The organism is Micromonospora sp. NPDC005299 (genome assembly GCF_042872345.1).
In the GTDB taxonomy this organism is placed as follows: Bacteria; Actinomycetota; Actinomycetes; order Mycobacteriales; family Micromonosporaceae; genus Micromonospora.
The window spans coordinates 202,250-224,352 of sequence record NZ_JBIAKG010000011.1 but is presented as its reverse complement, the minus strand read 5'-3'; the positions used below and the strand labels follow the sequence as shown (position 1 = coordinate 224,352).

23 protein-coding genes and 1 pseudogene are annotated in these 22,103 nt (G+C 69.2%); 15 read left to right on the top strand and 9 right to left on the bottom strand.

Translation table 11 applies throughout. The annotated features are described in order from the left end of the window. Positions 1 to 71 precede the first annotated feature (71 nt). Positions 72 to 944: an ABC transporter permease gene (locus ACFYPD_RS27350; protein ID WP_387119316.1), complete on the bottom strand. Its 873-nt coding sequence runs from the start codon at positions 942 to 944 to the stop codon at positions 72 to 74. 21 nt (positions 945 to 965) lie between these two features. Further along, entirely contained in the window at positions 966 to 1,760 is a 795-nt protein-coding gene (locus tag ACFYPD_RS27345; protein ID WP_387119313.1) for an ABC transporter ATP-binding protein, read from the bottom strand. Positions 1,761 to 1,929: 169 nt separating this feature from the next. On the opposite strand from ACFYPD_RS27345, the gene ACFYPD_RS27340 reads away from it, so the two are divergent. Then, entirely contained in the window at positions 1,930 to 2,541 is a 612-nt protein-coding gene (locus tag ACFYPD_RS27340) for a cysteine hydrolase family protein (protein ID WP_387119310.1), read from the top strand. Here ACFYPD_RS27340 and ACFYPD_RS27335 read toward each other — a convergent pair. The 3 genes from ACFYPD_RS27335 to ACFYPD_RS27325 form a co-directional block, all read right to left on the bottom strand. After that, the gene (locus ACFYPD_RS27335) at positions 2,481 to 3,395 is read right to left on the bottom strand and encodes an IclR family transcriptional regulator (RefSeq protein WP_387119307.1); all 915 of its coding nucleotides are present in this window, start codon (positions 3,393 to 3,395) and stop codon (positions 2,481 to 2,483) included. The two genes, ACFYPD_RS27340 and ACFYPD_RS27335, sit on opposite strands and share 61 nt — an antisense overlap. Positions 3,396 to 3,510: 115 nt before the next feature. Continuing rightward, positions 3,511 to 4,710 carry an FAD-dependent oxidoreductase gene (locus ACFYPD_RS27330; RefSeq protein ID WP_387119304.1) on the bottom strand — a complete coding sequence of 400 codons (1,200 nt, stop codon included), beginning with the start codon at positions 4,708 to 4,710 and terminating at the stop codon, positions 3,511 to 3,513. 2 nt (positions 4,711 to 4,712) lie between these two features. After that, a complete protein-coding gene (locus ACFYPD_RS27325; RefSeq protein WP_387119301.1) occupies positions 4,713 to 5,525 on the bottom strand; it encodes a hypothetical protein in 813 nt (270 codons plus the stop codon). Positions 5,526 to 6,023: 498 nt separating this feature from the next. Here ACFYPD_RS27325 and ACFYPD_RS27320 point away from each other — a divergent pair, with 498 nt between their 5' ends. From ACFYPD_RS27320 to ACFYPD_RS27255, 14 genes and pseudogenes are all read left to right on the top strand, one after another. Continuing rightward, the gene (locus tag ACFYPD_RS27320) at positions 6,024 to 8,051 is read left to right on the top strand and encodes an FAD-dependent oxidoreductase (RefSeq protein WP_387119298.1); all 2,028 of its coding nucleotides are present in this window, start codon (positions 6,024 to 6,026) and stop codon (positions 8,049 to 8,051) included. A gap of 70 nt (positions 8,052 to 8,121) precedes the next feature. Beyond that, positions 8,122 to 9,198, top strand: coding sequence for a class I SAM-dependent methyltransferase (locus ACFYPD_RS27315; protein ID WP_387119295.1), 1,077 nt, complete (start codon positions 8,122 to 8,124; stop codon positions 9,196 to 9,198). Beyond that, the gene (locus ACFYPD_RS27310; protein ID WP_387119293.1) at positions 9,198 to 9,509 is read left to right on the top strand and encodes a hypothetical protein; all 312 of its coding nucleotides are present in this window, start codon (positions 9,198 to 9,200) and stop codon (positions 9,507 to 9,509) included. The genes ACFYPD_RS27315 and ACFYPD_RS27310 overlap by 1 nt, the downstream gene beginning before the upstream one ends. Continuing rightward, positions 9,509 to 9,895, top strand: coding sequence for a nuclear transport factor 2 family protein (locus ACFYPD_RS27305; RefSeq protein ID WP_387119290.1), 387 nt, complete (start codon positions 9,509 to 9,511; stop codon positions 9,893 to 9,895). Before ACFYPD_RS27310 ends, ACFYPD_RS27305 begins: the two co-directional genes overlap by 1 nt. A gap of 61 nt (positions 9,896 to 9,956) precedes the next feature. Further along, positions 9,957 to 11,078: an ABC transporter substrate-binding protein gene (locus ACFYPD_RS27300; RefSeq protein WP_387119287.1), complete on the top strand. Its 1,122-nt coding sequence runs from the start codon at positions 9,957 to 9,959 to the stop codon at positions 11,076 to 11,078. Positions 11,079 to 11,149: 71 nt separating this feature from the next. Beyond that, complete coding sequence (locus tag ACFYPD_RS27295) at positions 11,150 to 11,929, top strand: ABC transporter ATP-binding protein (protein ID WP_387119284.1); 780 nt, start codon at positions 11,150 to 11,152, stop codon at positions 11,927 to 11,929. A gap of 13 nt (positions 11,930 to 11,942) precedes the next feature. Continuing rightward, a complete protein-coding gene (locus ACFYPD_RS27290) occupies positions 11,943 to 12,797 on the top strand; it encodes an ABC transporter permease (protein ID WP_387119281.1) in 855 nt (284 codons plus the stop codon). Positions 12,798 to 12,896: 99 nt separating this feature from the next. Continuing rightward, positions 12,897 to 13,640 (top strand): SDR family NAD(P)-dependent oxidoreductase, encoded by a 744-nt coding sequence (locus tag ACFYPD_RS27285; RefSeq protein WP_387119278.1) that lies wholly within the window; start codon positions 12,897 to 12,899, stop codon positions 13,638 to 13,640. A gap of 27 nt (positions 13,641 to 13,667) precedes the next feature. After that, a complete protein-coding gene (locus ACFYPD_RS27280) occupies positions 13,668 to 15,032 on the top strand; it encodes a M20/M25/M40 family metallo-hydrolase (RefSeq protein ID WP_387119275.1) in 1,365 nt (454 codons plus the stop codon). Then, a complete protein-coding gene (locus ACFYPD_RS27275) occupies positions 15,029 to 15,913 on the top strand; it encodes an alpha/beta fold hydrolase (protein WP_387119272.1) in 885 nt (294 codons plus the stop codon). The genes ACFYPD_RS27280 and ACFYPD_RS27275 overlap by 4 nt, the downstream gene beginning before the upstream one ends. Continuing rightward, complete coding sequence (locus ACFYPD_RS27270) at positions 15,879 to 16,040, top strand: hypothetical protein (RefSeq protein WP_387119269.1); 162 nt, start codon at positions 15,879 to 15,881, stop codon at positions 16,038 to 16,040. Before ACFYPD_RS27275 ends, ACFYPD_RS27270 begins: the two co-directional genes overlap by 35 nt. Before the next feature lie 46 nt (positions 16,041 to 16,086). Further along, positions 16,087 to 16,932 carry an IclR family transcriptional regulator gene (locus ACFYPD_RS27265; RefSeq protein ID WP_387119266.1) on the top strand — a complete coding sequence of 282 codons (846 nt, stop codon included), beginning with the start codon at positions 16,087 to 16,089 and terminating at the stop codon, positions 16,930 to 16,932. A 166-nt stretch (positions 16,933 to 17,098) separates the two neighbouring features. Beyond that, positions 17,099 to 17,844: pseudogene (locus tag ACFYPD_RS27260) on the top strand (CaiB/BaiF CoA transferase family protein); the annotation flags it as partial. 59 nt (positions 17,845 to 17,903) lie between these two features. Next, positions 17,904 to 18,080 (top strand): hypothetical protein, encoded by a 177-nt coding sequence (locus ACFYPD_RS27255; protein WP_387119263.1) that lies wholly within the window; start codon positions 17,904 to 17,906, stop codon positions 18,078 to 18,080. A 106-nt stretch (positions 18,081 to 18,186) separates the two neighbouring features. Here the strand turns inward: ACFYPD_RS27255 and ACFYPD_RS27250 are convergent, their stop codons facing one another. The 4 genes from ACFYPD_RS27250 to ACFYPD_RS27235 are packed head-to-tail and all read right to left on the bottom strand — an operon-like array spanning position 18,187 to position 22,089. Then, positions 18,187 to 18,972 carry an IclR family transcriptional regulator gene (locus ACFYPD_RS27250; RefSeq protein ID WP_387119260.1) on the bottom strand — a complete coding sequence of 262 codons (786 nt, stop codon included), beginning with the start codon at positions 18,970 to 18,972 and terminating at the stop codon, positions 18,187 to 18,189. A gap of 15 nt (positions 18,973 to 18,987) precedes the next feature. Beyond that, the gene (locus ACFYPD_RS27245) at positions 18,988 to 19,797 is read right to left on the bottom strand and encodes an aspartate/glutamate racemase family protein (protein WP_387119257.1); all 810 of its coding nucleotides are present in this window, start codon (positions 19,795 to 19,797) and stop codon (positions 18,988 to 18,990) included. Between the two features lie 16 nt (positions 19,798 to 19,813). Next, positions 19,814 to 21,205 (bottom strand): phenylacetate--CoA ligase family protein, encoded by a 1,392-nt coding sequence (locus ACFYPD_RS27240; RefSeq protein ID WP_387119255.1) that lies wholly within the window; start codon positions 21,203 to 21,205, stop codon positions 19,814 to 19,816. Further along, positions 21,202 to 22,089, bottom strand: coding sequence for an amidohydrolase family protein (locus ACFYPD_RS27235; RefSeq protein ID WP_387119252.1), 888 nt, complete (start codon positions 22,087 to 22,089; stop codon positions 21,202 to 21,204). The genes ACFYPD_RS27240 and ACFYPD_RS27235 overlap by 4 nt, the downstream gene beginning before the upstream one ends. Positions 22,090 to 22,103: the final 14 nt, after the last annotated feature.

The following is a 22,103-nucleotide window of genomic DNA, read 5'->3' as shown; positions in this document are numbered from 1 at the left end:
AAGAGGAGATCCGCCAGCGCCGCGCTGCGGCGTTGACCAGGGGATGTGGGGGATGTGGCGGCGACGTCCCGTCAGGGGGTGCGTCGCGGCTGCACGGACTCGTGCCAGGGGATCAGCAGCCGGCGGACGCTGGTCACGATGCTGTAGAGGGTGAAGCCGAACAGAGCCATGATCAGGATCGCGCCGAACAGCCGGTCGACCTGTAGGCCGTTCTGGAGGTTGACCGCGTACCGGCCGAGCCCCTTGTCGCCGCCCAGGTACTCACCGACGATCGCGCCGATGGTCGCCTGCACGACCGCCAACTCCATGCCGGCCAGGATGAACGGCGTGGTGTACGGCAGGTCGGCCCGCCTGAACCGCTCCCAGCGCGACGCCTTCAACGTCGTCATCAGGTCGTGCATGGAGCGCGGTACCGAGCGGACGCCGAACGAGGTGTTGATCAGCAGTGGGAAGAAGGCGAGCAGCGCGGCGATGACCACCTTCGACGACGGACCGAAGCCCAGCCAGAGGATGAACAGCGGCACCAGCGCGACCTTCGGCACCACCTGGGTGCCGACGATGAACGGCCGGCTGATGCGGTCGAACAGCGGCGACTTGCCGATCATCAGGCCGAGTCCGACACCCAGCACGATCGCCAGGACCAGGCCCATCATGACCTCGTAGAAGGTCGTCCAGATGTGCTGCTGCCACACGAACGGGTCGATGATCTGCTCGATGAACGATCGGAACACCGCCTCCGGCGGCGGTAGTACGAACCGCGACAGGTCGGTGGCCTCCACGTAGAGCTTCCACGCAAGGATGAACAGCGCGATCAGCAGCGGGCTGGTGTAGAAGGACAGCCAGCGGTTGTTGCGCAGCCGCTGCGACCAGCTCGGTCGCGGCGGCTGCAGCAGCTGCCCGGGAGGCGACGTCGGCGCTCGGTGGCGCTGGTCGATGTTGGTCACGTGCGGCACCTCGAATGCTGGTCAGGCCGAGAGGGCAGGGCGGGCTTCGGTGTCCTGGACCTCGCCGATCTGGCGGCGCAGCTCGGCGGCCAGGTGGCGGAACTCGGCGGACTCGGTCATGTCCACGGTGCGCGGACGGGGCAGCGTCACCTCGGTGATGGAGTGGATGTGGCCGGGCTTCGTCCCGAGCATGACGATGCGGTCGGCCAGGAACACCGCCTCGGAGACGGAGTGGGTCACGAAGACGATCGTCTTGCGGGTCTCCAGCCAGATCCGCTGCAGTTCGACGTTCATCGTGTCGCGGGTCTGCGCGTCGAGCGCGCCGAACGGCTCGTCCATTAGCAGCACCTTGGGGTCGTGTGCCAGCGCCCGGGCGATGGAGACCCGCTGCCGCATACCACCCGAGAGCTGGTGCGGGTACTTCTCCTCCGCCTCGGCGAGCCCGACCAGGCTCAGCATCTCGCGGACCCGGGCCGTCCGCTCCCGCCGCCCGGCGCCGGCCATCTCGAGCGGCAGGGCGACGTTCGCGGCGGTCGACCGCCACGGCATGAGGGTGGCTTCCTGGAACACGAAGCCCAACGGCTTCTCGGCTCCGTCGGCTGGCCCGCCGTGGTCGCGGCGCACCCGACCCGTCGTGGGGCTCTCCAGCTCGCCGATGATGCGCAGCAGCGTGGTCTTGCCGCAGCCCGACGGGCCGAGGAGCACCACGAACTCACCGTCGGCGATGTCGAGAGACACGTCGCTCAGGGCGAGCATCGACTGTCCGTTCGCGCCCGCGAAGACCTTGCTGACGCCCTCCACTGTGATCGCACTCATGGCTTCCCCTGTCGCCGACCGACTGGCAGCACCCGCGAGACTGTTCGCTTGTGCAGTACGCCGTTCTGTTGGTGCGAACGTAAGCTATGTTCAGCGCCAAGGTCAATGGCCTGGCACGGCGGACTCCGCCCGCCGGTCGCGCCATTTCCCCCGTTCGAGGAGGAACCGAATGGAATACCCGCCCCTGCGCACGGCCGTACTGGTCATCGACATGCAGAAGGACTTCTGCTCCCCCACCGGCGCGATGGCGGCGCTCGGGGCCGACGTACGCGTCAACGCCGAGCTCGCCGGCCGGCTGCCGGACTTCCTCGACCGGGCCCGGGCCGCCGGCTGCCTGGTGGCCTGGGTGCGGCAGGCCGCCCACGAACAGCTGGTGTCACCGGCGCGGCAGGCGCGCGCCGAGGCGATGGGCCGCAGCCCGCTCAGCGTCTGCGCGGCCGGCTCCTGGGGCGCGGAGCTCGCCGACGGCCTGGTGCCCGCAGCGGGCGACTGCCACCTGGAGAAGACGCGCTACAGCGCCTTCGTCGGGACTCCCCTGCACAACCTGCTGCGCGCACGCGGACGCGACCACGTGGTGGTGGTCGGCACGGCGGCCAACGTCTGCGTGGACTCCACCATCCGGGACGCCTACATGGCCGACCTGGCCGTCACAATGCCGACCGACCTGGTCGGCTGGACCCGCGCGGACCTCGCCGACGCGGCGATTCGCAACCTCGGGTTCTACTTCTGCGAGGCCACGACCTCGGCCGAGTTGGTCGCGGGCTGGTCCCGGGAGGCCTGACGCCGGGCCGGCCGGCTGGGGATCGCTGGCCCCGGGTCCGCCGCGGCCTGCTGCTGCTCCTGCTCCTGGGCGGGCAGATAGCCCAGTTCGGCGCTGACCTGGCGAGCCGCGTCGGCCACCAGGTCGCCGTACTCGGCCAGCAGCCGGGGCGAGAAGCGGTCCGCCGGGCCGCACAGCGACAGCGAGCCGTAGACCTCCCCGGAGGCGAGGCGGATGGGCGCCGCCACACTCGCCGCACCCGGCTGACGCTCGCCCCGACTCACCGCGTAGCCCTGCCTGCGGACCGACCGCAGGTCGTCGCGGAGCTGCTCGACCGACGTGATGGTGGCCGGGGTGACCGGGGTCAGCTCATGGGTCGTCAGGTACTCCTCCACCTCGGCGTCCGACAGTGCCGCCAGGATCGCCTTGGACGAGGAGCCCGCGGAGAGCGAATGTCGGGAGCCGAGCGTGACGGACATCCGGATCTCGTGCGGCGAGAGCACCTGGTCGGTGTAAACCCGTATCCAGCCCTGACGCATCGACAACGTCGCGGTCTCGCCGGTGGCATCCACCAACCGCCGCATGTGCCGGTTCGTGATCGCCTGGACGTCGATGGCGCGGAGCGCGGCCAGACCGACCGCCAGGGCGCCCGGCCCGAGCCGGTACCGCCGGGTGCCCTCGTCGAAGGTGACGAACTGGTTCGCGGTCAGCTCCTTGAGGATGCGGTGCGCCACGGCCTTGGGCAGGTTCAGCTCCCGCGCGACGGTGGACACCCCGATCATCTCCGGGCTACCTTCGGCGAGGAGGTCAATCACCGCCAACGCGCGACCCAGACCGCTCGTGGTGTAGCGGTTACCGTCCGCTGGCTCACTCACCGGCACCGCCGATCCCCTATCTTCGACCATGACCTGTCGTCGATGCATCGTCCGCACACCGGCAGGCACGACAGCCCGCGAACGCCCGGCGCATAGTCCTCGAATCCAAGCATGCCTAGTTCTGGATGCCGAGCATACTGACACGCCGCAGATACCTTGTGGCCTCCGCCGGGTCCTCTGCAAGAGCCCGCAGGCGGACCAGCCGATCTCGGCGCACGGCCACGTCGACCGCGTCCGCCGACGTACGGCTTTCCGTCGTCGCCGGCTGGACGAAACGCTCGGCCACCGCTCGGCGACGCTCGGCGTAGGCAGAGGTGGCGGTCTCCTGGTCGGGCGCGGCCAACGCGGCGGCGAGCGCCATCGCGTCATGGATGCCGGAGTTCAGGCCCATGCCACCGGTCGTACTGCTCAGGTGGGCGGCATCGCCGGCGAGCAGCACCCGGCCGAGCCGGAACGATGCGGCGAGCCGTTGGTGGCTCCGGTACATCTGGTGCTGACTCAACGGCAGCTCTCGCGGATCGAGGCAGCCCTTGAGCAGCAGGTCGACGGCGGCGTGGAAGTCCGGGTGCGTACCCGGCGGAGGGTCGTCGTCAACGCGGGTGGCCGTCGACAGCGCGGCGCGCCAGACGTCCGGCGTCCTGATCAGGGAGAAACGGCCGCGCGGCCCGGACCAGTATCCGACCGTCCCGAGGTCGGCCAGGGCGTCCTCGAACCGGAACGGCGTCGCCACCACCAGGCTGAGGAAGGGGTACGTGAAGCCGGGGAACGGGACGTCGAGCAGCTTGCGAGCGATGCTGTGCGCGCCGTCGGCGGCGACCGCCCAGCGACCGGCCACCACCACCCGCTCCCCGCCGACCGTCACGTCCAGCTCGACGCGCGTGTCGTCCTGGCGCAGCCCGACCACGTCGTGCCCGAACCGCATGTCCACATTGGGCGACCCGTCGACCGCCCGGCGCAACTGCCGGACCAGCTTGTACTGCTCGTACTGCAACCGGAAGGGATACCGGGTCTCCCGCTCCAACAGCTCGTAGGGGAAGCGGGCGGACTCGCTCAGCTCAAGGTCGCGGTAGTCCAGGTGGTGCGCCCGGACTCCCTCCTTGAGCATCGGCGCGGCGAGGTCGAGCTCGTCCAGCAGTTCGAGTGTCGCCGGGTGCACGGTAGAACCCCGCCATTCCGACCGCACCTCGTCGTCGCCACGTTCCAGGACGATCACCGGGATGTCTCGTCGGGCCAGCGCGAGGGCGGCGACCATGCCCACCGGCCCGCCCCCGAGGACGACGACCGGCGCTTCCACGGGGCGGCCAGGCAGCGCCACGTTCACTCCTTCCCGTCGGCGACGTCGCCGACGACTTCGGTGGTGGAGGGCGCAGCTCCCGCTGCAACGGGTGCGACTCCCGTGGCGGTGGGTGCGGCCATGGTGGTGGCCAGGTGGCGCAGCGCCTCGCTCTGCGACCCGCTCGCCAGGTGACCCGCGCCGGCGGTCTCCAACATCAGCCATGCGCCAGCCAGGTTCGAGGAGAGCACCGGCACGGGTGCCTCCGGCACGAGCTGGTCGAGCGCGTCCAGGCTGGGTGCGCCGGTGCCGGTGATCAGCACCGCGCGCCCGAGCGGGGCCCCGTTCGCCAGCGACCGCAACGCCTGGTGCACGGCGTCCCGCACCGTGGTGGAGGCAAGGTCGTAGATGGCACCCGTGCCGGGCACGGACACGATCTCGGCGACCGTGCGGCCGGTCGCCCGCCAGAACGTCGCCGCCTGCTCGGTAAGCCAGTCCGGATACGGTGAGACCAGGGTCAGTGATCGCACCGCGAGGTGATCGAGCACCCGCCGCACTGCGGTCGCGGCGCCGAACACCGGCGCGCCGAGCTGCTCGGTCGCCGCCTGGTCGAGCTCCTGGTCCGTCCGTCCGGGTCGGTAGGAACAGCCAGTGCACGCGACATACGCGCTCCGCAGGCCCAGACCCCGCAAGCCGAAGACGGACGACGGCAACTGCTCGGCGTACTGATCGAGTCGCTGCGCCAGCGACCCGTCCACGACTGGTAGGCGGGCAACGTGGTAGCGGACGGTGGAGGGCAGCAGGCGGCGCAGCTCGGGCTCCACCGTCGGGTTGGCTGGCGGAACAATGGCACCCACAGCCGTCTCGATCATTACGCCCCTCAAGTCGTTCGACTCAGCCGTACGCCGTTCTACGTGCTGGAACGATAGGGCCTGCGCCGGAACGCGGTCAACCCACCGCCCACGCAGGCCGCCCGGGCACCAGACGCTTCCTGAGCTGGGAGCACCCGAGCCTGAGGCCTCCCCGGCGGCGTACGCACCCCAATCTCGCTCTGCCGGATCCCGATTGGCGCAGGCTCCCGCTCACGAGGGTGGAGGCCGATCAGCCAGGACCGGACGAGGCGGAAGTTGATCGGCGTCACGAGCTGGACCCCTGGTGAAACCCCCCACCAGCCCGGGAACCGTTCGGCTGGGCGGAACAGCACCCAGTGGGGTTGCGATTCAAGAAGTTACTCAACGGTAGCCCATTGACGGACCACGAACGCCGGTCCTACCGTTCCACTCAATCGAACGGCGTACGGCTTATCCGAACGCTCTCGGCCCAGCCGAGCGCGGCCCGAATTAGGAAGCCCGAGCATGCCTGACGAAAAGCTCCGTACCCTTCTCTCCCCCGTTCAGCTCGGTTCTCTCCAACTCCCTAACCGGGTCTTCGTCCCCGGTCACACCACCAACTTCGGCCGGAACAACGTGCCGACGCAGCGCCACGTCGCCTACCACGAGGAGCGGGCGAAGGGTGGCGTCGGCCTGATCATCACCGAGGCGATCCGGGTCCACCCGACCAGCGCGGGTCGCAGCATCAGCCTCGGCAGCTTCGACGACTCGTCGATTCCGGCGTACGCAAGGGTGACGGAGGCCGTCCATGCCCACGGCGCGCACTTGTTCGCCCAGATCATGCATGCCGGGCGGCAGGCCAACGGCGACGCCACCCGCACCGCCGCGTGGTCATCGTCCCCGGTGCCGTGGGCGGCCGGCGCGCACGTGCCGCACGCCATGGGACGTCGGGACATCGCCGTCGTCGTCGCGGCGTTCGCTGCGGCGGCCCGGCGGATGCGGCAGGCCGGCTTCGACGGGCTGGAGGTCCACGCTGGCCACGGCCACCTGCTCCAGCAGTTCCTCTCGCCCCACACCAACACCCGCGACGACGCGTACGGCGGCGGCCTCGACAACCGGATGCGCCTCACTCGCGAGGTGCTGGCGGCGGTACTGGCCGCCGCCCCCGAGCTGCCGGTCGGGCTGCGGGTCAGCGCCGACGAGTTCCTCCCTGGCGGGCTCGACCCGGCCGCGGTGCTGGAGATCGTCGGCAAGCTGCGCACCGAGTATCCGCTGGCGTACGTACACGTCAGCCACTCCGCCTACCACGGCAGTTGCTCGCTGGCGACCCAGATGGCAGACATGAGCTTCGGCCACGCCCCGTTCCGGTACCACGCCGCCCTGTTCAAGCGGGAATTCCCCGACCTACCCGTACTGGCGGTGTGCCGGCTCGACAGCTTGCCGGAGGCGGCCGAACTCATCGCCGCTGGCGAGGCAGACCTGGTCGGCCTGGCCCGCCCGCACATCGCGGACCCGCACCTGGTCCGCAAGGCGGCCGAAGGCCGCCAGCACGAGGTGCGCGCGTGCCTGGCCTGCAACCAGGGCTGCATCGGCCGGTTGGAGACGAACCTGCCGATCTCCTGCGTGGTCAACCCGGAGGTTGGCGCCGAGCGCGAATGGTCGGAAGCCTGGCCGGAGCTGCCCGGACCGGCTGGTCCGCACCGGGTCCTCGTGGTCGGCGGTGGCCCCGCCGGCCTGGAGGCCGCGCTCGCGGGCCGGCGGGCCGGACACGAGGTCACCCTGGTCGAGGCGCGTGGGCAGCTCGGCGGCCAGGTGGAGCTAGCCGCACGAGTCCTCGGTCGGCAGCGGTTCGGCCTGCTCACCCGCGACCTCGCACGCGGCGTGCAGGCCGCCGGCGTATCGGTACGACTCGGCCACCGGATCAGCGTCGAGGAAGTGCTGGCCAGCGACTACCAGGACGTGATCCTGGCGACCGGCTCCCGCCCCGCCCGCCGGCCACTGCCCGGCGGCCCGCCGGTGATCGACCTCTGGCAGGCGGTCGACAAACTGGCCGATCCGGCCTTCCGGCCCTCCGGCGCCGTTGTGGTCCTCGACGACGAGGGTACCTGGGCGGCGGCTTCGGTCGCGGAGAACCTCGCCCGGCGGGGTGCCCGCGTACACCTGGTCTCGCCCACCGCCGGAGTGAGCGCCCGGATCACCACGTACTCGCGGATGGCGTTACTCAAGCGTTTCGCGGACCTGGGAATCGTGGCTCATCCCTTGCGGACCGTCCGCGGCGCGGGCGCCTCCGCGGTCACCCTCACCGGCGCTCTCGCTGGCGAAGATCTCAATATCGGCGGGGTCTCCATGGTGGTCGACGCCGGCTCGGCACACGCCGACGACGAGCTGTATCGGAAGCTCGACGCGCTGCCCGACGGGCCCCGGATCCACCTCGTCGGCGACGCCAACGCCCCCCGCACCGCCTTCGAGGCCGTCTACGAGGGACGGATGGCGGGCGCGTTCCTCGGCAGCTACGACACCGCATCCGCGCATCGGGTGCTGTACGCCCACTGACCCGGCCGGCCGGTCGTCCGGACCGCTCTGGCCGACCCTCCCCCACCACAGTCCGAAGAGGAGTCGAGACATGCTCGATGTCGAGGAGCGCCTCACCTTGGATGAGCGTTCCGCCGTGGACTTCGTCCTAAGTCTGCGCAAGCGCTGGGCGGACACCGTCTACCCGGCACTGCGAAAGGAGTACGACGTCGCTGGCGCGCCGGCGACGACCGTCGCGGACGCCGGGCAGGTGTTGCGCGGCCTGCCGCTGTACCCGTGGTTCAGTCACCTCGAGCGGGTGCAGCAGAAGATGTTGTGGAAGCTCGCCGGCGACGCAGTGCTGAGTCGCCGCGAGGAGCTGGTCAACCAGATGAGGGCGCTACCCGAGCAGACCAAGGGCTCTCTCGAGCTACACCCGGAGCTGGACCTGCCGGACTGGTACACCGACTACGACATCCACATCCAGCCCGGCTGCTTCTTCTCCGACGACATGTCTGCGTACGTGTACGAGTTCGGCGCGCGCATCGTCATGCTGCGCGACAACGACGGCTACAAGTTCCACAAGCTGTTCACCGAGACCGCTCTGCCGGAGCTGTGGGCGGCGACCCGGGTGGTCGACGTCGGCTGTGGATTCGGCAAGAGCACCCGCCCGCTGGTGGGGCGGTACCCGACGGCGCAGGTGATCGGCGTGGATCTGGCCGCCCCCGGGCTGCGGCTCGCCCACGCCGAGACGGAGGCGGCCGGGCTGGCGATCGACTACCGGCAGGCCGACGGCCGGGCCACCGGCATCGAGGCCGACAGCTGCGATGTGGTCACCGGGACGATGGTGCTGCACGAAATGCCGGCAGATGCGATCCGGGAAACGATCGAGGAAGTGGCCCGCCTGCTCAAGCCAGGCGGCTCACTGCGGTTCCTGGAGTTCATGCTCACCGGCGATCCGCTGCGTGACGCCACCATCTACGAGCACGCCGAGCGGAACAACGAGCCCTTTTTCCGGGCCCTGTTCGGCTCCGACCTGATCGCGGCGTGCACCGAGGCCGGCCTCACCAACGTGTCCTGGACTCCGTTCGACGAGCGCCGCAACGGCGTCCAGCCGCAGGGCTGGGGCGACCGATCGGAGTGGCACTTCCCCTGGGCCGTACTGTCCGCGACCAAGCCGGAGGCGTGATGAGCACCGAATTCGACTACTTCGGAGACCCCAAGGTCGGCAAGCTGCTCGACCTGGTGTTGCAGCTCTCCACCGAGCTGCACGTGACCCGCCAGCGGTTGCGCGTCGTGGAGGCGCTGCTGGTTCGAGGAGACGTTCTCGCCGCGGACGCCGTCGACGGCTTCGTGGCCCGGCAGGAGGAACAGCAGGTCCTCGACCGGGAGCGGGAGGAGCTGCTGGCCCGACTGATGCGCATCCTCACCGAGCACGGACCCGCCGAGCACCCGCTGCGGGACCAGTGGGACGCGGCACTGAGCGGCAAGACCGACTGATGGGTACCCCCGACCCGACCCGCCTGGTCGACCGCTACCTGCAACTGTGCGAGGACCGCAAGCTCGACGAGGCCGGCCGGCTCCTCGCGCCGGGAGCGCGGCTGGTCTTTCCCGGCGAGCGGGAGTACTCCTCGCTGGCGCAGATGGCGGCCGCGTCCACCGGAACCTACCGGTGGGTGCGCAAGCACCGCGACCGATACCTGGTGGGTGAGGCCGAAGGACGGATCTCGGTGACCTCCCTCGGGAGGCTGTTCGGGCAGTGGCTCGACGGCAGCCCGTTCGACGACATCCGCTACGCGGACGTGTTCGTCCTCGACGGCGGGCTGATCGTCGAGCAGCACGTCTACAACGACCTGGCGCTGGTCGCCTCGCTGCTGAACACCTGATCGACGGTCGGCTGCCTTCGGCGGCCGACCGAACCTTCCAACTGATGACGAGGTGTTTGAGATGAAACGCAAGTGGGGTTTGCTCCCGGCGGCGCTGGCCGCCGCGTTGGTCCTGTCCGCCTGCAACGGTGGCTCCGATGACGGGGCCACGGCCGGCGGTGGGGCCGGCAAGGAGGCCAAGGTGACGATGGCGATCGCCTCCGCGGTGATCGGCCCCAAGGAGGAGGTGGCGGTCTATGCGGTCGCCAAGGAACTCGGCTACTTCGCCGAGGAGAAGCTGACCGTCGAGACCATCAACGCCGACGGCTCGGTCGCCGCCCTGCAGGCGGTCGCCTCGGGCAGCGCCGACATCAGCGCCGCCGACGCGGGTTCGGTGCTCGGCGCGGCCGAGAAGAACGTCCCGATCAAGGCGATCGGCGGCCTGGTGCAGAACTGGCCGTGGGTGATGGCCGTCAAGCCGGACAGCACGGTCACCGGCAGCGCCGACCTGCGCGGCAAGAAGATCGGTGTGATCAGCCTGGCATCCGGCTCCGCCCCGTACGCCCGCGCCTATGTCAAGGCCGCTGGGCTGGACCCGGCCAAGGATGTCGAACTACTGCCGGTGGGTGTCGGCGCACAGGCCGCCGCCGCCCTCAACGGCGGCAAGGTGGACATGCTGGCGCTCTACACTCAGGCGTACGCGGTGATCGAGGACTCGGGTACCCAACTGAAGTACCTGAACAACCCGGACATCTTCAGCGGCATCCGCTCGCTGACCTTCGCCGGCGGGGGGCGCGACTTCGCCGATAAGAAGGACGTCTACACGCGGTTCCTGCGCGCGTCGTACAAGGCCATGCTCTTCTCGGCGAAGAACCCGGAAGCCGCCATGCGGATCGGTTACAAGGTGTTCCCGCAGATCCTGGCCGGTAAGCCCGTCGACGAACGGCTGGCGGCCGACACCAAGAGCCTGACGGCCTGGCTGAAGACGGCCACCCCGGCCAGCGGCACCCCGGAGCAGTTCGCCAACTGGGGCGCGATCAGTGACCAGGAGTGGGCAAAGACGCAGGCGTACACCAAGGAGGCGGGTCAGATCAAGGGTGACGTCGATCTGAAGAAGCTGTGGGACCCGAGCCTGCTCTCCGGTGCCAACAACTTCGACAAGGCCGCGGTGCTCGACAAGGCCGCCCACTACACCGCCAGCTAGCAGTAGCGAAAGCGGAAGGGATTTCGATGGCCATCAAGGCGACGGCCCGCCGGACGCAGACACCGACATCGGTGTCGGAGAGTTCCTGGATCGAGATCGCCGGGCTGGACAAGGAGTACCGGCCCCGCAAGTCGACCCCGACCCATGCGCTCAGCGACATCAGTCTGACCGTGCGCCGCGGCGAGTTCATCTCGGTTGTGGGACCGTCCGGATGTGGCAAGACCACATTGCTGAAGATCCTCGCTGGGCTGAGCCCGAAGACCGGGGGCACCGTGCGGATCGCCGGGCGGGACGTGACGAAGCCCCTTCCCGAGGTCGGGATGGTGTTCCAGGCACCGACGCTGCTGCCCTGGCGCACCATCTTCGACAACGTGATGGTGCCGGCGGAGATTCAGAAGCTGGATCCCCGCCGACACCGGGAACGCGCCCAGCAACTGTTGGACATGGTTGGCCTCAACGGCTTCGAGCGTAAGTACCCGCACGAGCTCAGTGGCGGCATGCAGCAGCGGGCCGGTATCTGCCGGGCGTTGGTGCACGACCCGGCGGTTCTGCTCATGGACGAGCCGTTCGGCGCGCTCGACGCGATGACCCGCGAGTACATGAACGTCGAACTGCTGCGGATCTGGCAGGAAAGCGGGCAGACCATCGTGCTGGTCACCCACTCCATCCCGGAGGCGGTGTTCCTCTCCGACCGGGTGGTCGTGCTCAGCCCCCGGCCGGGCCGGATCGCCGAGATCATGCCGATCGACCTGGCGCGGCCCCGCGACCTCAGCGTCATGTCCTCCGACCGGGCCGGGGTCTACGTGGAACGGATCCGCCGGCATTTCAACGCCGCTGGCGTAATCGACTGACCAGGGGGCAGCCATGGCAACAACCAACTTGGTAAACAAGCCGGCCGAGCCACCGACGTCGCCGGCCGGCGGCTCCGCCCGGCGGCGGCTGGACTTCCGGGAGAAGCCGCAGCTCTGGCTTGTCCCGGCGGTCTTCGTCGTGGTCGTGCTGCTGTGGGAGTACGGCATCCAGCTGATCGGTGTCGACGAGTACGTCCTGCCGCGGCCGTCGCAGGTGGTCGACTCCCTGTGGCGGGAGCTCGGCGACGACCTGTTCTGGGGCCACCTCTGGGTGACCAGCCAGGAGGCGCTGGTCGGGTTCGTCATCGGCGTGGGGGCGGCGGTGCTGCTCGGCACCTTCATCTCCCAGATCAAGGTCGTCGAGGCCACCCTGATGCCCTACATCGTCGCCTTCCAGACCGTGCCGAAGGTCGCACTGGCCCCGCTGTTCGTGGTCTGGTTCGGCTTCGGCCTGACCAGCAAGGTGGTCATGGCGGCGGTGATCTCGTTCTTCCCGATGCTGGTCAACGTCGTCGAGGGGCTGCGGGCGGCCGACGCCGACAAGATCCAGATGCTAACCGTGTTCGGAGCGAGCAAGGGGCAGATCTTCCGGATGGTGCGGCTGCCCAGCGCACTGCCGTTCATCTTCGCCGGCCTCGACATCGGCATCGTCTTCGCCATCCTCGGCGCGGTCGTCGGTGAATTCATCGGTGCCAAGGAGGGCTTGGGCTATCTGCTGCTCCAGACCAACTACAACTTCGACATCGCGGGCATGTTCGCCGTTCTGGTGGTCCTGTCGGTGATGGGGCTGGTGGCGCACTTCGTCATCCGACTGGTGCAGAAGCGGGTGGCCTTCTGGGCCGAGGAAAGCAAGGTGATCGGGGCATGACGACCCTGGACGGGAGCGGTATCACGTGTGCCGGACACGGGTCGAGCGGGGGTCCGTCCGCACGGCCGCTGACCGGCCCCGGGAGGCACGGAGTACGCCATGACAATTGATCCGAACCGGTTCGACGGCCGGGTGGCCGTGGTCACCGGCGCGGCGCGCGGCATCGGCGCCCACATCGCCGCCACTCTCGCGCAGCGAGGGGCAACGGTGGCCCAGGCCGACGTCCTCGACGACTGGGACAGCGGACTGACCGGCGGTACGCACACGCGGCACCACGTGGACGTGCGTTCGGCGCGGTCCTGCGCCGACCTGGCCGCGGAGGTCGTGGACCGGCACGGCCGCCTGGACCTCCTGGTCAACAACGCCGGGGTGGTCCGCCGGGGGCCGGCGGCGACGATGTCCGAGGAGGACTTCACCGCCGTCGTCGACGTCAACCTGACCGGCACGTTCCGGATGTGCCAGGCCGCATTCCCGGCCCTGCGGGACACCCGCGGTGCGGTGGTGAACATCGGGTCCACCAACGGCCACATCGCGGTGTTGAACACGCTGGGCTACTGCGTGAGCAAGGCCGGCGTCATGCACATGGCGCGGGTCCTGGCCCTGGAGTGGGCACCGGACCAGATCCGGATCAACGCGGTCGGGCCGACCATCGTGCCCACCGACATGACCTCCGACGTTCGCGGCGACCCGGCATACCTGACGGACAAGATGGCCACCATCCCGCTGGGTCGGATGGCTGAGCCGCAGGACGTAGCCAACGCGGTCGCCTATCTGCTGAGCGACGCCGCATCGATGATCACCGGTCAGACGATCTTCGTCGACGGCGGCGTCACCATCCACTGAGCCCTGCCACCCCGTGTGAGGAACCGCATGCCACACCCTGACACTGCGGCCGCCCTGGCGGCGGTCGACGCGCACTTCGACGAGTTCGTCGAGGAGCTGCAGCAGCTGTGCCGCATTCGCAGTCGCCGGCAGGAGCCGGAGCAGATGGCGGCCACGGCCGAGTTCATCGCCGACTCGGTACGCCGCTGGGGCGGCACCGCCGAAGTCATCCCCTGGGAACAGTCCTACCCGTATGTGCTCGCCGAGGTGCCCGGGGAGGGTGACCAGGCACTACTGCACTTCACTCACTACGATGTGGAGGTCGAGCCGGCCGGGGGCGACGACGACTGGATCAGCCCGCCATATGCGGCGGAGATCCACGACGGGCGGCTCTACGCCCGGGGCGTGGCCGACGACAAGGGCGTCGTCATGTCCCGGATCCACGCGGTGGCGGCCTGGCGGCTGGCCGGCCTCACCCCGCCGGTCACCAGCAGGATCATCTTCGAGGGCAAGAAATGGCTGCACAGCCCAGGCCTCGGCTCCTTTGTGCAGGCGCACGCGGACCGTCTCGCCAGCAACGCGGCGCTGTGGGAGAACTCCTGGCTCGATGGCGACGACCGGCCGCTGCTCAAGCTCGGCGAGAAGGGCGTGCTCTACCTGCGGCTCACCGCGCAGACGCTGCCCCGGGACCTGACCAGCCAGAACACCGCGCTGCTGCCGGCCGCGACGGCCCGGCTGGCAGCCGCCCTGGCCCAGTTGCAGCGCCCCGACGGGACCGTGACCATCCCCGGTTTCGCCGACGACGCCCGGCCGCCAACCGACGCGGAGCGCGAGTTGCTGGCGGACGTGGCATTCGACGGGGACTTCCTGCGCAAGCGGGCGCAGGTCGAGCGGTTCACCGGGGATCTCGACGACCGGCAGGCGGCAGTGGCCATCCGTACCGTGCCGACCCTGACCGTCGCCGGGTTCGCCGGCGGGGACATGCGCGACGACGTGACGCTGGGCATCCCGTCGACGGCGTCGGCGAAGCTCGAAATCCGCCTGGTCCCCGGTCAGGACCCGGAGCGGGTGCTGGGCTGCATCCAGGACCGCCTCGCCTCGACCGGCTTCGGTGACCTGCGAATCGACGTGATGGCAATCAGCCGGCCCAACATCACCGACCACCGGGATCCGTTCGTCGCGCTGGTCGCCGACGCGGCCCGACGGGTGCACAGGACGGAGCCGGTGATCGAGCCGTACACGCAGTGGATCGGCAACCAGGGGGTGCTCGCCGATCGCCCAATCGTCGGTATCGGCGTCTCGCGGGCCGACTCCGGAGTGGACGGACCGAACGAGCACATCCGGCTGGACGACTACCGGGCCGGAATCAAGCACGTCATCGAGATCATGGCGGCCATGGCGGTGGCGCGGTGAGCCGGGCACGCGGTGTGGCCCGCCGGGGATACGTCGACGTGCCGTGGGGACAGGTGCACTACCGCCACGGCGGCGACGCCGACTGCCCCGTGCTGCTGATCCTGCACCAGTCCCCGCTGTCGTCGGCGACGTACGACGCCGTCGTCGAGCCGGTGGCGCAGCAGGGCCTGCGGGTCATTGCCCTGGACACGCCGGGGTTCGGCATGTCCGACCCGCCGCCACGCCCCTGGTCCATTCCCGAGTACGCCGAGGCCGTCTGGCAGGTCGCCGACGCCCTCGATCTGCCCCGGCTGCACCTGCTCGGGCAGCACACCGGCGCGATCATCGGGGCCGAGGCGATGATGCGCGCGCCGGAGCGGGTGCACCGGTTGATTCTGCAGGGCATCCCGCTTTATGACGAGCAGGAGCGGACAGAGAAGAAGCGGTCGTATGCCCCGGGTTACGTCCCGGCGCGCGACGGCGAGCACCTTCGGGTGATCTGGGACCGGGTGCACGGCCTCTACCCGAGGCTGACCCCGGAGGGGGCGAACCGACAGGTCACCGAGTACCTGTTGACCGGACCGGACTACGCCACGGCCTACCGGGCGGTCTTCGACCACCACGTGGACACCGCCGCGCTGGACGGGCTGCCCATCGTGCTGCTGCACGGGGCCGACGACCTGCTCGACCGGATGACGCCGCAGGTGCGGGCCGCGCTGCCGCACGCGCCGCTGGTCACCATTCCAGGGGGGACGGACTTCGTCGCCGACGAGCAGCCCGAGGCGTTCGCGGCCGCGGTGGCCGCGCAGGTGCGGGCCGACCTGGGACAGGAGGGTCGGCATGAGGCTCGGGACAGCGGCTCCGGCCGTGGCGGCGCTGCTCGGCATGATGGCGCTGGATGAAAGGTTCACCGGCCGGCAGTTGGTCGCCGGTCTGGCCGTGCTCGCCTCGGTGGCGCTGGTCATCGCGGTCCAACGGCCCCAACAGGTCGAGGGCCTGCCAGCCGGCACACCCGTCGCACCCACCTGATGCTCCGGCGGTTCCCGCCCCCGTACATCGACAGGAAGGACTGAGGATGACCACGACACCCGTCATCGCGAGTGATGCCAGTCGGGCCCGGTCGGGCCTCGGGCGTGCCCTCGACGTTATCAACATCATCGCTGACCGTGCCCCGGAGAGCCTCGGCGTGTCGGCCATCGCACGGGAGCTGGGGCTGCCGAAAGCGGTCGCCCACCGGATCCTCAAGGAGCTGGTGGCCGACGAGTTCCTCAACTTCGACGAGGAGACCAAGCGATACCGGCTCGGCGCGGGCGCACTGACGGTGGGACTGGCTGCGCTGCGCGCCATGAACGTGCCGGACATCGCCCGCCGGTACCTGGTCCGGCTGGTGCGCACCAGCGGTGAGACCGCGACGTTGTCGGTACGGCAGGGCTGGTACCGGGTCTACGTCGACCAGGTGCTCTCGTCGCACGAGGTGCGGATGTCAGTGTCGCTGGGCACCAGTCATCCGCTGCACTCCGGGTCGTCCTCCAAGGCTATCCTCGCGGCGCTATCCGACACAGAGGTCGATGACTATCTGGACAACCAGCCGTTGGAGGCGGTCACACCGTCCACCATCACCTCCGCGATACAGCTGCGGGCGGAGCTGGCCCGGATCCGGCGCCATGGGTACGCGGTGAGCAAAGGCGAGAGGCAGAGCGGCGCGGGAAGCGTGGCGGCGGCGGTGCGCTACTCCACCGGCCAGGTGTTCGGCTCGATCTCGCTGTGCGGGCCACAGGACCGGTTCACGCCCGAAGTCTGCGCGGCGCACGGCGCCCTCGTCGCTGCGGCGGCGGCGGAGATCTCTGGCGAGCTTGGCTTCCGGGCGCCCGCGCAGCGCATCGCCACAGGCGGGACGGATCCGGTCGCGACGCGGCATTGACCAGTAGGTACGACAGGACTTTCTGCGCAGCGGAATCGCGTTCCGCTAAACCAAACAATGACTGGGGAGGTGGAACAGGTGAGCAACGGACCGCTGACGGGCCTGCGGGTCCTGGACGTCTCGACGATCCTGGCCGGGCCACTGTGCTGTCAGATCCGGCTTCGCCCACCTCACCGGTACCGCCGGGCCGCCCATGCTGCCCGCGTTCGGCCTGGCCGACAGCATCTGCGGGATCACCACCTCTTCCGCCGTGATGATGGCGCTTTGGCACCGGGAGCGCTCCGGCGGCGGGGGCCAGGTCATTGACATGAGTCTGCTGGAACCGATCATGACCGCCGTCGGGCCCGGCCCGACCATCTATGACCAGCTCGGCGTGGTGGAACGCCGGCAGGGCAACCGCTCCACCAACAACGCGCCCCGCAACACGTACGAGACCAAAGACGGTTCGTGGGCGGCCGTGTCCACCAGTGCCCAAGCATCGCCGAGCGGGTCCTTCGGCTGGTCGGCCACCCCGAGGTGATCAACGAGCCATGGTTCCGTACCGGCCTCGGGCGGGTGGCGCACGCCGATGAGCTCGACGCGTACGTCGGCGGCTGGATCGGTGAGCGCACCCGGGACGAGGTGACCCAGGCGTTCGCCGAGGTCGGTGCCGCCGTCGCCCCAATCCACAACGCCAAGGACATCGTCGAAGACCCGCACGTCCAGGCCACCGAGATGATCACTGTGGTGGACGACCCCGACCTGGGTTCGATGCGGATGCACAACGTGATGTGGCGGATGTCGGAGACGCCGGGCCGAATCCGGTTCACCGGACGCGACCCCGGTGCCGACACCGACTCTCTGCTCGTCGACGAGCTCGGCTGCGACCCGGCCGAGATCGCCGACCTGAAAGCCCGCAACGTCGTCGCCTGACGGCGCCGCGACTAGAGCGAAACGCGAGGAATCCCCGTGGCCACCACTGCCAGAACCGCTTGTTCACTCCCACCGCCGCCGAGTTGGCGTCCGCGCGGGCCGTGCTGGAGGCGATGGAGCGGGCTGAACGCCGTGGCTCCGGTGTGGCGACCGACGCCGACGGTCGAATGCTGGACCGGGCCGTGGTCCGCACCGCGGCCGAGGTGGTACGGCGGGCGGGCGCGTTGGCCGGCTGACCACTGCGGCATCGGTCTGGCGGCCGCGATCCCGCCGGCCGCCATGACCGTCCGCTCGCTGGCTGGAATCTGGATACATTCGGGAGGGGAACAGCCGGCGAACCGGTCAGAGCGGTCCTCCCCACCCGAGCTTCCGGGAGATGGCCTGGGCGGCCTCGGACACCAATGATTGGTATTGGTGGGACCGGTCGCCGCCGAAGCGCTCAGCCGGTCCACACACGCTGATCGCCCCCACCGAGTAGCCATCCAATCCCAACAATGGCGCGGCGACCGACCCAGCCCCCGCCTGGCGTTCCCCAAGCGAGGTCGCGACGCCCGACCGACGGATTCTGGCCAACTCATCGCGGAGTGCCGCGACGTCGACAATCGTCTGGTCGGTCAACCGCTCCAGCGGCTCCGACAGGATTCGCTCCTGGACGTCGGTGCGAAGGAATGCCAGGATTGCTTTGCTCGAGCTGCCGGCGTGCAGCGGAAAGCGCCGGCCGAGCGCTACCAACATGCGGATCTCTCGGGGCGACCCGACCTGCTCCACGTATACCCTCGCCCGATCCACCCGCATTGACAGCGTTGTCGTCTCACCGGTCTCGTCCCGCAGCCGCGTGAGCACCGGCAGGGCGATCTCCCGTGCATCCAGCCCGCGTAGGGCGCGCGCACCCACGGCTGCGGCGGCCGGGCCCAGGTGGTACCGCCGAGTCTTCCCGTCCATTGCGAGCAAACCTCGGGAGACCAGAGAGACCAGGATGCGGTGGACGACGGCCTTGCTCAGGCCGAGGTGGTTAGCGATCGAGGTGACCCCGAGCGATTCAGGGCCGCCGAGAAACAGCAGCAGCACGTCGGCCACCCGTGCTGCTGCGGTAGTGCCGGCCTCGGCGTCGCCGTATGTCGCGGTCATCGGAGTCTTCCCGTCCTACTTCAGGACCTTCGGGGCGAAGAGGTCGAACATGTGGTCAAGCACGGCCTCGTCCGGCCGCCGGGAACGGTAGCCGGTTTCGGCATCCGGCGCTATGCCGGACGACCGCAGGCCCGCCAGCAGTTCCGCCATCCGGACCAGTAGCCCGTCGACGTCCAGGACGGCCGCGCCCGCGATCTGTCGCACGTCGGCGTGGACGAGGATCTCGTTGGGCAGCCCCTCGCCCGGCACGATCAGCTCGGCCCCCCGGCGCGCCGCTCTGGTTGCCGTCTCGATGAACGCGGCGAGGAAGGCCTTGGGATCACCGTTGAGTGCGTCGACCACGGCCTCCGGCCCCAGTTCGGGCGAGTACTCGAACCCGACCAGCTTGTCGGTCAGCCCGTACCGGCGAATGTTTTCCTCGATCGGCTCTCGCAGCTCGGGGATGAACCCAACCACCGCGAAGCGGCGCCCGGTCATCGCCGCGAAGTGGAATGCCGTCTCGCCGTAGGCGAGGACAGGAATGCTCGCCAGGGCCCGGGCCTCCCACAGCCCCGGATCCTGGCTGGTGCCGATCACGTATGCGTCGTAGCCCTCCTTCTCCGCGCGGCGGGCCGTCGCCGCGAAGTACGGCGCGAACAACGCTTCCACCGCGCCGTATCGCACCATCCCGGCCGGGATCCGATCCGGGTAGGTGGCTTCCGGCAGAGTATGAACCACCACCTCGGTGCCGGCGCTGCGCACCGCATCGAAGTGCTGGTGGTACATCTCGTCCAGCCCCGGCAACCGGCCGGCGACGGTGTGCTTCTGAAACCAGATGCGAGCCATATCCCAGTATCTCCGTTCACACCCGCGTCGGCCGCAGATCCAGCACCCGGACGGGCTTGATCGACTGTGCCGGGTTGAAAATCTCGCTCGGCTCGACGAACTCGACCCGTGGTCGGACGTGAGTAGTACGCACGGCGGCAGCTGTCACGGCTGATGCCACACCCTGCTCCGTTCCCGGTGTCACGGCCAGTCTGATCACCAATTCATCCACCGACAGTTCGTCGTGCTCGTCGACGGGCCGCAGCACGATCTGGTATTCCTGGATCGACTCCTCGTGCTCCAACTGGTCGCGGAGCACCTGAAGGTTCACCAGCGTGCCCTTCACCTTCACGAAGTCCCCGCTGCGCACCGGCTGCGAGGTGAGGCGGGGGCAGCTACGGCCGCAGTGCGGGCACGTTTCGTGCGTCATCGACACCACGTCGCCGACAAGGTATCGGAGAAACACGGTGCCGCGTCGGATCAGGTGGCTGAATGCCAGCATTCCCAGCTTTCCATCAGCCAGCCGCTGGCCGGTGTCGGCGTCCACCACCTCATGGAAGACCTGGTCCGGCGCAAGGCTGTGGAATCCGCTCCCCTCCTGACACTCCACCATGCTCGCGCCCTGCTCGGTGGAGCCATACCTGTTCACCACCCGCGGGTCGACGCAGCCCAGTTCCTGCAGCCGGCGCCGCAGGTCCTCGCGCATCGCCCCGGAAGCGGCCTCACCGGTGATCATCGCCATCCGCACCGCGGTGAAGTCCGCTCCCACCTCCCGGGCGTGCACCAGCACCCGCCGGACGAAGCTCGCGATCCCCCACAACACCGTGACCCGTTGGCGTTCGACCAGCTGGACGGCTTCGCTCAGGCCGCGGTGGAGCGGGAAGGGGGAGCCGGGCCGACCCGGGTGGGCGAAGACGATGCCGGCACCGCAGGCGGCCGCCTCGTCCGTTGCTCGGGAGTACGCCCCCATGGGGAACTCCGTCAGCGGGAACAGGTTGGCGACCACGTCGGTGGTTTGGATCCCGATGAGGTCCTGCCGTCGCGACGCAAGGTACATGTAGGCGTAGTGGTCGTACGAGGTCACGTAGACCGGTGCCGGCTGCCCGCTGGTGGTTCCGGTGGTATAGATCACCTTCCACAGCGTCTTTTCCAGCAGCGTCGCGTCGTCAGCGCGCAACCGGAATGCCTCGGGGTCCGCCAGGAAGTCCGATTTGCGGGTAACCGGCAGCCGCGACAGATCTGCTCGGCTGCGTATGTGCCGGGGCTCCAGGCCCTCCTGCTTCATCAGTCGGCGATAGAACGGATGACCGCGGTAGCAACGCTCAACGGTCTCGGCCAACAGCCGGTCCTGCAACGCGCCGACCTCGGCTGGCGGCCGGAACAGCAGATCCGGCAGGGTCAGGTCGGCGAGGGACGCCTCCGCCGTCATCGCACCTCCTCGGCCTTGGGCAGGTTCAGCCGATAAAGATCGATGGCGTTGTCCCGGAGGAACAGCTTCCGGGACTCGGGACGGATGTCCAACTCCTCGATTTCCTTACGGGCCCGCTCGGGATCGATCACCGGGAAGTCGGTGCCGAACAACACCTTCTTCTTGCCCCAGGAGTCGATGAAGTGGACGAAGTGCGGCGACCAGTACCGGGGCGCATACGCGTCGGAGCCGATGTAGACGTTGGGATGCTTGTACGCCACGGAGATCATCTCCTCCACCCACGGCCAGCCGATATGGATGCCGACCAGCTTGAGCTCCGGGAAGTGGCAGGCGATCGTGTCCAGGGTGATGGGGCGCCCGACACTGGCCAGCGGGCGCTCCTCGGAGTACCGCAGGCAGTGGCCGACCTGCATCTGGATCGGCACGTCCAGCTCGGCGCACTTCGCGTAGATCGGGTAGTACCTGGCATGGTCCGGTGCAAGCTCGAACCAGTGCGGATACAGGTGCGCCCCGACGAATCCCAGCTCGGTGATCGCCCACTCCAGCTCGCGCAGCCCGGCCATCCCCTCGGTCGGGTCCACCCCGGCCAGGCCGCTGAACCGGTTCGGGTACTGCCGGACCACTTCGGCGACCTTCTCGTACGCGACCCGCCGGTGGATCTTGTGCTGGATGCTGCCCGCCTTGACCGCGATCAGGAAAGCGTGCTCGACACCGGCCCTGTCCATCTTCTCAATGAACGACTCGACGGTGAACGAGCCGACCGAGGACGGATCGGCGCCGATCTTCCCGGTGATAAAGGTCTTGGACCATTCCGGCCGTTCGATGTCCGGGTCGGCGAACTCGAAGTTGCACACCGTGTCGATCGCCCCGAAAGCATATGACATTTACCGCGCTCCTT

Coding starts and splice junctions, on each gene's coding strand:
- ACFYPD_RS27315 (WP_387119295.1), top strand. CDS start 8,122: ATGCTCGATGTCGAGGAGCGCCTCACCTTGGATGAGCGTTCCGCCGTG.
- ACFYPD_RS27305 (WP_387119290.1), top strand. CDS start 9,509: ATGGGTACCCCCGACCCGACCCGCCTGGTCGACCGCTACCTGCAACTG.
- ACFYPD_RS27245 (WP_387119257.1), bottom strand. CDS start 19,797: ATGGCTCGCATCTGGTTTCAGAAGCACACCGTCGCCGGCCGGTTGCCG.
- ACFYPD_RS27250 (WP_387119260.1), bottom strand. CDS start 18,972: ATGACCGCGACATACGGCGACGCCGAGGCCGGCACTACCGCAGCAGCA.
- ACFYPD_RS27265 (WP_387119266.1), top strand. CDS start 16,087: ATGACCACGACACCCGTCATCGCGAGTGATGCCAGTCGGGCCCGGTCG.
- ACFYPD_RS27310 (WP_387119293.1), top strand. CDS start 9,198: ATGAGCACCGAATTCGACTACTTCGGAGACCCCAAGGTCGGCAAGCTG.
- ACFYPD_RS27300 (WP_387119287.1), top strand. CDS start 9,957: ATGAAACGCAAGTGGGGTTTGCTCCCGGCGGCGCTGGCCGCCGCGTTG.
- ACFYPD_RS27240 (WP_387119255.1), bottom strand. CDS start 21,205: ATGACGGCGGAGGCGTCCCTCGCCGACCTGACCCTGCCGGATCTGCTG.
- ACFYPD_RS27345 (WP_387119313.1), bottom strand. CDS start 1,760: ATGAGTGCGATCACAGTGGAGGGCGTCAGCAAGGTCTTCGCGGGCGCG.
- ACFYPD_RS27235 (WP_387119252.1), bottom strand. CDS start 22,089: ATGTCATATGCTTTCGGGGCGATCGACACGGTGTGCAACTTCGAGTTC.
- ACFYPD_RS27280 (WP_387119275.1), top strand. CDS start 13,668: ATGCCACACCCTGACACTGCGGCCGCCCTGGCGGCGGTCGACGCGCAC.
- ACFYPD_RS27340 (WP_387119310.1), top strand. CDS start 1,930: ATGGAATACCCGCCCCTGCGCACGGCCGTACTGGTCATCGACATGCAG.
- ACFYPD_RS27320 (WP_387119298.1), top strand. CDS start 6,024: ATGCCTGACGAAAAGCTCCGTACCCTTCTCTCCCCCGTTCAGCTCGGT.
- ACFYPD_RS27285 (WP_387119278.1), top strand. CDS start 12,897: ATGACAATTGATCCGAACCGGTTCGACGGCCGGGTGGCCGTGGTCACC.
- ACFYPD_RS27290 (WP_387119281.1), top strand. CDS start 11,943: ATGGCAACAACCAACTTGGTAAACAAGCCGGCCGAGCCACCGACGTCG.